The 6,958-nt window shown below is 68.7% G+C and carries 8 protein-coding genes; 7 read left to right on the top strand and 1 reads right to left on the bottom strand.

Annotated features, from left to right (window positions below):
• Positions 1–150 precede the first annotated feature (150 nt).
• The 5 genes from E0497_RS19315 (at position 151) to E0497_RS19295 (ending at position 4,498) form a co-directional block, all read left to right on the top strand.
• Positions 151–993, top strand: a complete 843-nt coding sequence (locus E0497_RS19315; RefSeq protein ID WP_137726424.1) for a mycofactocin-coupled SDR family oxidoreductase — start codon at positions 151–153, stop codon at positions 991–993.
• Between the two features lie 21 nt (positions 994–1,014).
• Positions 1,015–2,763 (top strand): flavin-containing monooxygenase, encoded by a 1,749-nt coding sequence (locus tag E0497_RS19310; protein ID WP_137726423.1) that lies wholly within the window; start codon positions 1,015–1,017, stop codon positions 2,761–2,763.
• A gap of 68 nt (positions 2,764–2,831) precedes the next feature.
• Positions 2,832–3,266 carry a GlcG/HbpS family heme-binding protein gene (locus tag E0497_RS19305; RefSeq protein ID WP_137726422.1) on the top strand — a complete coding sequence of 145 codons (435 nt, stop codon included), beginning with the start codon at positions 2,832–2,834 and terminating at the stop codon, positions 3,264–3,266.
• A gap of 75 nt (positions 3,267–3,341) precedes the next feature.
• Positions 3,342–3,674, top strand: coding sequence for a histone-like nucleoid-structuring protein Lsr2 (locus E0497_RS19300; RefSeq protein WP_137726421.1), 333 nt, complete (start codon positions 3,342–3,344; stop codon positions 3,672–3,674).
• Between the two features lie 2 nt (positions 3,675–3,676).
• On the top strand, positions 3,677–4,498 hold the full coding sequence (locus tag E0497_RS19295; protein ID WP_241665980.1) for a hypothetical protein: 822 nt from the start codon (positions 3,677–3,679) through the stop codon (positions 4,496–4,498).
• Here the strand turns inward: E0497_RS19295 and E0497_RS19290 are convergent.
• Complete coding sequence (locus E0497_RS19290; RefSeq protein WP_137726420.1) at positions 4,485–5,078, bottom strand: helix-turn-helix domain-containing protein; 594 nt, start codon at positions 5,076–5,078, stop codon at positions 4,485–4,487. The two genes, E0497_RS19295 and E0497_RS19290, sit on opposite strands and share 14 nt — an antisense overlap.
• Before the next feature lie 145 nt (positions 5,079–5,223).
• Here E0497_RS19290 and E0497_RS19285 point away from each other — a divergent pair, with 145 nt between their 5' ends.
• Positions 5,224–6,033: an aldolase gene (locus E0497_RS19285; protein ID WP_137726419.1), complete on the top strand. Its 810-nt coding sequence runs from the start codon at positions 5,224–5,226 to the stop codon at positions 6,031–6,033.
• Complete coding sequence (locus E0497_RS19280; RefSeq protein WP_137726418.1) at positions 6,030–6,917, top strand: dihydrodipicolinate synthase family protein; 888 nt, start codon at positions 6,030–6,032, stop codon at positions 6,915–6,917. Before E0497_RS19285 ends, E0497_RS19280 begins: the two co-directional genes overlap by 4 nt.
• Positions 6,918–6,958 lie beyond the last annotated feature (41 nt).

The raw sequence follows: 6,958 nt of genomic DNA, 5'->3' as shown, positions 1-6,958 counted from the left end.
CACGCGACGTCGGCATTCCTACTGCGACAACACATCCCCGAACGCCTACGAACGCCACTTCTCCGATAGCATCGGCGACGCAGCGTAATCCACCCCTGTGTCCACTATCCGGGGGTAAGGCCCAATGTCGGTTCTTCGGAAAGAGGCGGGATGACGGGTCGGGTTGCGGGGAAGGTCGCGTTCGTGACGGGGGCCGCGCGCGGGCAGGGGCGCAGCCATGCGCTTCGTCTCGCCGCCGAGGGCGCCGACATCATCGCGTTGGATCTGGCGGAAGGCATCGACACCGTCACCCGGTTCTATCCGCACGCCACTGCCGACGATCTCGCCGAGACGGTCCGTGGCGTGCAGCAGTTGGGCCGGCGCATCGTCGCCGCGGACGCCGATGTCCGGGACTTCGCGGCCGTGCAGGCGGTCGTCGACCGCGGTGTGGCAGAACTCGGCCGTCTCGACATCGTCGTCGCCAACGCCGGCATCTTCGTCAGCGGTGAACCGGCACACCGGATCACCGAGGCCGAATGGGACGACGTCCACGACGTGAACCTCAAGGGTGTGTGGCACACGTGCAAGGCGGCGATCCCGCACCTGATCGAGCAGGGCGACGGCGGATCGGTCATCGTCACCAGTTCCACTGCAGGACTGAAGGGTACGCCGAAGGCGGCTGCGTACACGTCGAGCAAGCACGGTGTCGTCGGACTGATGCGCACCCTCGTCGGGGAACTCGGCGAGCACCGGATCCGCGTCAACACCGTCCATCCGGGCGCCACGGACACCGACATGATCATCAACGACCGCTGTTTCGGCCTGTTCCTGCCCGGCGTCGCGCACCCGACCAAGGAGCAGGTGGCCCCGATGTTCGCGGGTACCAACGCCATTCCCGTCCCGTGGGTGCATCCCGAGGACGTGTCGAATGCGGTGCTGTTCCTGGCGTCCGACGAGGCGCGGTTCGTCACCGGCACCGAACTCAAGGTCGATGCCGGCTTCACCACTCGCTGACACACTTTCGGAAGGACCGTCATGACGACACACTCGGATCACTCCCCGTTCGACGCCTCCGGCATCGCGCAGCAGTGGCTGACGCGGTTCGCGGACCTGCTGTGCGCCGACACCGACGCCGGTCCTGTGCTGCATCAGGATCTGTGGTGGCGCGATCTGCTCGCGTTCACCGGGGACCTGCGCAGTCTGCACGGGGACCGGATCGGCGAGGTCCTCGCCGTCGCCCGGACCCGGCAGGTGCGGGACGTGCGCCTAGACCCGGACACCGACCCCGTTGCCCTGCCCGGCGGGGCGGGTGTCCGACTGCTGCTGCGCTTCGACACCGGCCTCGGGCACGTGCGCGGCGTCGCCCGACTGATCTGCGACGACGACGGCGTCTGGCGGGCCCGGAACCTGCTCACCGCACTCGACACGCTGACCGGCCACGAACCGGCCACCGGTGACCGTCGCCCCGACGGCTCGGAGATGCCGGAAGGTCGCATCGAGTACTGGTCGGCACGGCGGGAACGTGAAATCGACTGCGGCGACGCCGATCCGGACGTCCTCGTGATCGGTGCCGGGCATTCGGGTCTGGCCCTGGCCGCGCAACTCGGTGTCCTGGGGGTGCGGACCCTGCTGGTGGACCGGGCCGATCGGGTCGGGGACAACTGGCGCGGCCGCTACGACTCGCTGGTCCTGCACGACGCCGTCTGGTCCAACCATCTTCCGCTGCTGCCGTTCCCGGAGTCGTGGCCGGTGTTCACGCCCAAGGACAAGATGGGCGACTGGCTCGACATCTATGCGCGGGCACTGGAGTTGAACGTGTGGACCCGGTCGGAGATCGTGTCGTCCACGTTCGACCCGGACACGCGCCGCTGGACCGTCGAGATCGACCGGGACGGCACCCGCCGCACCCTGCACCCGCAGCACGTCGTGCTGGCCACCGGGCTGAGCGGCACCGAACCGGTGCTGCCCGAGTTCCCCTGCGCCGAGGACTTCGCCGGAGAACTGCTGCACTCGAGCCGCTACCGCACCGATCCCGCCCGTCGCGGCACCCGCACAGTGGTGATCGGGACGGGCAACAGCGGCCACGACATCGCGCAGGACCTCCACGAATCCGGTGCCGACGTCACGCTGGTCCAGCGTGGCCCCACCCATGTGGTGAGCGGGCGTGCGCTGTCGGAACGCGGTCGGGCCCGGTACGGCGAGCACACCCGCACCGACGTCGCCGACCTCCTCGACGCCGCCACCGCGCGCCGCGACCCGGAGTTCCTGGCAGGACTGCAGGCCGGGGTGACCGCGCTCGCCGTCGACGACCGGGATCTGCTCGACGGCCTCACCGCCCGCGGGTTCGCCCACGACGGCGGCCCGGACGGGGCCGGTGTGATGATGCTGTTCCTCACCCGCAACGGCGGCTACTACATCGACGTCGGTGCCGCCCCGATGATCGTGGACGGCCGGATCTCGCTGGTGTCCGGAGCGAAGATCGAACGTCTCGTCGCGGACGGACTGCTGATGTCCGACGGGACCCACGTCCCCGCCGACACCATCGTGTGCGCCACCGGGTTCCGCGGCATTCTCGACACCGCCCGCCGGGTCCTCGGCGACGCCGTCGCGGACGCGTGCGGTCCGGTGTGGGGCCTCGACGACGAGGGCGAGGTGCGGTCGGTGTGGCGACGGTCCGGACACGACCGGTTCTGGATCCACGGCGGCAACTTCATGCTGGTGCGCAACTACAGCAAGTATCTGGCGTTGCAGATCGCGGCCGACGTGGCCGGTATCGACCTGTAGGTGCTGCGCACCCGTGCGCCTTTTTGGTAGTGGTTACTACCAAAAAGGCGCACAGAGAGGATGTTGGTATGGCAGTCCAGTTGGATCTGGCCGCGGCCCGGCTTGCGGTGGAGGCGGCGTTGGAGGCGGCGCGGCGGGACGGGAGCCGGGTCAGTGTCGCCGTCGTCGACGCGCGGGGCCACGATCTGCTGGTGGTCCGGGACGACGGTGCCGCCTGGTTCACGGCGGGGGTGGCGCGGTCGAAGGCGGCGACGTCGGCGCTGATGGGGATTCCGACGACCGCGTATGCGGGGTTGGCCGACGCGTATCCGGCGCTCGCGGACCTGATCGACGACCAGACGCGGCCGACGATGACGACGCTGCCCGGTGGGCTGCCGGTGATGGTCGGCGGGGAGGTTGTCGGCGCGATCGGGGTCAGCGGCGCGCAACCGGAGCAGGATGTCGAGTACGCGAAGGCTGCGGTGTCCGGGGTGGCGGTGCCGTCGGCGCTGACTCGACGGTGAGACACGTCGAATTGTGTCCGACGTTGTCCCGTAGGCTTCCGATGCAGCTTGCTTGGTGAACCTCGGGAGTAACACGTGGCACAGAAGGTAATTGTCGAGCTCATCGATGATCTTGATGGTGAGCCGATCGACTTCGGCGGCGAAACGATCAGCTTCGCGGTCAACGGCGTCGAGTACACGATCGACCTGAACGACAAGAACGCCACCGAGTTCCATCGGAAGCTGGACTATTACATCCGGCACGCGGAGAGGGTCGGCGGACGGCAGCAGCCGACCCGTGTCGCGAAGACGTCCGCCGCCCCGAGTTCCCAGGTGATCCGCGAATGGGCCGCCGGCAACGGATACCCGGTCTCGACCCGCGGCCGTATCGCGGCCGACGTCGTCGAGGCGTACGCGGCCGCCCACTGACGATGGCGACCGACGACGAACGCTCCGGCGGCACCATGGAACCCGACACCACGCCGGACGATCCGGTGTCCGACGAGACCGGCGCGAACCCGTCCGACAGCGGCGCGGACGCGGAGGTGTCCTTCTCGCACGGCGACCCGATCCGGGTGTTCCTGTACGACATCCCGAACGACGGCGGCGAGTGGACGGCCCGCTACGAACTCGGTATCGCCCGGATCCGTGCGAAGAAGGTGAGTCCGGGCGTCTACCTGGATCTGCTGCACCGGGTGTTCCCCAAGCACGAGGTGCTGGTCAAGGGCGAGCTGCTCAGCGTCAAGAGCCGGCCGCGCCCGGACGACCCGAAGGTCCTCACCGAGGTGGCGCTGCTGGTGTACCTGGCCACCGAGACCGCCCTGTTCAAGGCGTTCCTCGACTGGGCCGGCGATGCCGTCGCGGCCATCCGGATCACCCCGGAGAAGCTCGACGACGTGGCCCGCAAGATCCACAACGACATCTACCGCATCCACCTGTTCAAGCAGCGTCTCGTCGCCGCCGGCATCGAGGATCCGGCCGAACTCGACGACGACGTGCTGCGTCCGATCGAGGTCATCAAGGGTGAGATCGACGCGATGCAGGATCTGCGGATCTCGGTCAAGCGGTACCGCGACCGTATCGTGGAGGCCAAGCGGGAACGTGTGATCAAGGAGAGCCAGAACCTCGTCGGGAACATCGAGATGGCCACGTGGGACTCGGTGCAACGCCGCGAGGAGATGGTCGTGATGCGCGAATGGGTCGACAACCAGCAGCGGGTCCTGCCGATCGCGAAGGCCGTCAAACTGTCCTGACGGACGGCCCGCAGCGCCGCTGGGCCGACGCGGTCCCGGCGCCGGGTGTCGACTGTGCGTCGTGGACGACGACCAGCAGTGCCGCACGGTGCGGTGAGGTCGACCGCATCCGGTGCGGGGTGTTGGCATCGAAGTACAGGCTGTCGCCGCGGTGCAGGGTGATCACCCGATCGGGGAGGCTCACGTCGACGGTGCCCTCGGTGACGAAGACGAATTCCTCGCCGGGGTGTTCCATGAAATCGGTGCCGTCCTCCGTCGTCGGATGAACGACGAACGGTTGCATGGCTTTCCCGATCATGCGGGCGGCGATCGCGTCGTACACCGCCGCCCCCGCGTCCGCGGCGGGCAGTCGCTCGTCGTGACGTTCGACGGTCATGGTCTCGCCGTCGAGGCCGTCGGAGAACAGTTGACCGACATCGGCGTCGAGTGCTCGTGCGATGCCGAGGGCGGCCGCGATGGACGGGGTGCTGATGCCCCGCTCCACCTTCGACAGGTAGCTCTTGGTGAGTCCGGTGCGTTCGGCGAGGGCCTCAAGGGTCAGTCCGGCCCGGCGTCGATGCGCCCGCAGGAACGTCACCACCTCGTCGACTCCTCTGTCCGGTGGGGGTCCGGGCGGGGTCGCCCGGCGCGATCCGAGTCTAGTCGGCGGGATACCCGTTGCCGATAGGACACAAGGTGTCCTATTGTTGTCAGTGTGTCCTCGCTGGGTGCGGAAGGGAGACGACATGGCAACCACGATGGGCCTGGGTAAGGCCGAACTGATGGAGACCGCGAAAGCGGCCATGATCGAGAACGTTCCGACACACGATTGGACCGATCGGCAGAAGATCGCGCTCACCTGCCGCGCACTCTTCGACGCCGGTCACGACTCAGGATTGGCGGGCCAGATCTCGGCGCGCGGCACCGCCCCGGGAACGTTCCTCACACAGCGTCTGGGACTCGGCTTCGACGAGATCACCGAGGACAACCTGCTGCTGGTCGACGAGGATCTCGCGGTCCTCGAGGGCGACGGGATGCCCAACCCCGCCAACCGGTTCCACAGCTGGATCTACCGTGCCCGGCCCGACGTCGCCTGCATCGTCCACACCCATCCACTCCACGCGGCGGCGCTGTCGATGCTCGAGGTGCCACTCGTGGTCTCGCAGATGGATGCGGCCCCGTTGTACGACGACTGCGCGTTCCTGCCGGACTGGCCGGGTGTGCCGGTCGGCAACGAGGAAGGCGAGATCATCGCGGGCGCACTCGGCGACAAGCGTGCGATCCTGCTCGCCCACCACGGCCAGCTCGTCGTCGGATCGACGATCGAGGAGGCGTGCTCGCTCGCGCACCTCATCGAGCGGGCCGCCCGACTGCAACTGCTCGCGATGGCCGCAGGCGAGATCAAACCGCTCCCGCCGCGATTGGCGAAGGAGGCGCACGACTGGACACTCGCGCCGCGGCGCAGCGAGATCAACTTCGGCTACTACGCGCGTCGGGCACTCCGATCCCACCCGGACGCGATCACCGATCCCGGTCGGGCGGCGGCGTCGTCGTGAACCCCGTCGTGCGCGGCATCGTCGCCTACCCGGTCACTCCGTTCCGACCCGGTGACACCGAGGTCGTCGACGTCGCGGTCCTGCACCTGCTCATCGACCGGATGATCGAGGCCGGTGTCGACGCCGTCGCCCCACTCGGTAGCGCCGGTGAGGGCGTGTACCTCGATCGGGGGGAGTGGGACGCCGTCGCCCGGGAATCCGTCGAGTACGTCGCCGGCCGGGTTCCGACGGTCGTCGGCGTCAGCGACCTGACCACCGCGGGTGCCGTCCACCGCGCCCGCATCGCCGAGGACGTCGGCGCGACCGCGGTGATGGCGCTGCCGATGTCCTACTGGCGGTTGACGGAGACGGAACTGCGGCGGCACTTCACGGCGATCGCCGACGCGATCTCGATCCCGGTGATGGTCTACAACAATCCGGCGACCACCGGAATCGACATGTCCCCGGAGTTCCTCGCCGACCTCGTCGGGACGGTCGACGGCATCACGATGGTCAAGGAGTCGAGCGGGGACATCACCCGTATGCACCGGCTCCGGGACCTCGGTGGCGGCGAGTTGCCGTTCTTCAACGGCCGCAATCCGCTCGCGCTGCAGGCCTTCGCGGCCGGTGCGGTCGGCTGGTGCACGGTGGCGCCGTGCCTGATCCCCCGGCAGATCGTCGAGTTCCGCCGTCTCGTCGACGCGGGGGAGTCGGCGGCGGCCGCGGCCGTGTTCCGGCGCATCCGGCCCGTCCTCGACGCGATCGTCGGCCGCGGGCTGCCGACCACCGTCAAGTCGGGGCTGCGCAGCATCGGTATCGACGCCGGGGAGCCGCGGCCACCGATGCTGCCGCTCGAGGACGCAGCCGCCGGTGAACTGCGCCGGCGTATCGTCGCGGCCCTGTGAACATCGTGAGTCGTCTCGTTCGCTGTCCTCGCCGGGGTACC

Origin of the sequence: Prescottella subtropica (genome assembly GCF_005434945.1) — a bacterium.
GTDB classification, from domain to species: domain Bacteria; phylum Actinomycetota; class Actinomycetes; order Mycobacteriales; family Mycobacteriaceae; genus Prescottella; species Prescottella subtropica.
Note: the sequence above shows the minus strand (reverse complement) of the source record. Positions and strands in the feature narration are given on the sequence as shown.

Bases quoted from the DNA above. Each gene is read 5' to 3' on its own strand.
- E0497_RS19285 (WP_137726419.1), top strand. From the start codon at position 5,224: ATGGCAACCACGATGGGCCTGGGTAAGGCCGAACTGATGGAGACCGCG.
- E0497_RS19315 (WP_137726424.1), top strand. From the start codon at position 151: ATGACGGGTCGGGTTGCGGGGAAGGTCGCGTTCGTGACGGGGGCCGCG.
- E0497_RS19310 (WP_137726423.1), top strand. From the start codon at position 1,015: ATGACGACACACTCGGATCACTCCCCGTTCGACGCCTCCGGCATCGCG.
- E0497_RS19295 (WP_241665980.1), top strand. From the start codon at position 3,677: ATGGCGACCGACGACGAACGCTCCGGCGGCACCATGGAACCCGACACC.
- E0497_RS19305 (WP_137726422.1), top strand. From the start codon at position 2,832: ATGGCAGTCCAGTTGGATCTGGCCGCGGCCCGGCTTGCGGTGGAGGCG.